We start from the raw sequence: 888 nt of genomic DNA, 5'->3' as shown, positions 1-888 counted from the left end.
GTCAGCCAGATCGTGCTGGAAGCCACCGGCGGCTATGAGCAGACTGTCCTGGACTTCCTTCACAAGGCCGGCCATCCGGTGATCCGTGCCAACGCCCTGCGAGCGCGTAGACTGGCTCAGGGGCTGGGTAAAGTGGCCAAGACGGACCGTTTGGACGCTCTTGTATTGGCGCAGATGGCCGCACTGGTGGAATTGCCTTCCTATCAGCCGCTGGAGCCCTGGCAGCGGAAACTGCGTGAGTTTGTGCGGGCGCGACGACAAACGATGCAGGCACTGACCGTAGCCCGCCAACAGCAGGAAATGGTGACTGACCGCGAGCTACGCCGGCAGATGCAAGGCAACATCATTCGCCTGCAGACACTGGTCGAGCGGCTGGGCAAGCAGATCTCTGAACAGGTCGCGCAGCAGCCTCAACTGGCAGTGCTGAAGTCGATGAAAGGGGTCGGCCCGGCATTGCAGGCGGTACTGGCCAGCTACCTGCCTGAGTTGGGTCAGATCAGCGGAAAAGCCATTGCCAGCCTGGTCGGCGTGGCGCCGATCTCCCACGACAGCGGAGCCATGCGAGGGAGGCGAAGCATCCATGGCGGCAGGGCAGAGATCCGCCAGGTGCTCTACATGGCAGCCATGTCGGCCATGCGACATGAGCCACGATTACGGGACTTTTACCGGTCGCTGCGGGCCCGCGGCAAGGAAGGAAAAGTAGCCATCGTGGCGGTGATGAGGAAGATGCTGGTGATTCTCAACGCTCGCGTGCGTGACGCTCAAGGCGGATCGATCCCCGCCTGAAGCCAACCTGCCGCGCGTGCCCCAAAAGGCTGCCGGCCAGCGGCCGGCACTACCGTGTGCGACTGTCGGCGGGGCCAAGGCCCATCTCTCAACACAGTTGCT

Annotated in this window: 1 protein-coding gene; it reads left to right on the top strand. The window is 63.1% G+C overall.

From position 1 onward, the window contains the following. On the top strand, window positions 1-786 hold a 786-nt coding region (locus G5A07_RS21130; RefSeq protein WP_191863962.1), incomplete at its 5' end, for an IS110-like element ISStma7 family transposase. Between the last annotated feature and the right edge of the window lie 102 nt (window positions 787-888).

The sequence above is a fragment of the Stenotrophomonas sp. AS012628 genome (assembly GCF_010608305.1).
In the GTDB taxonomy this organism is placed as follows: domain Bacteria; phylum Pseudomonadota; class Gammaproteobacteria; order Xanthomonadales; family Xanthomonadaceae; genus Stenotrophomonas; species Stenotrophomonas geniculata.
This window is presented reverse-complemented; position numbering and strand designations above follow the sequence as displayed.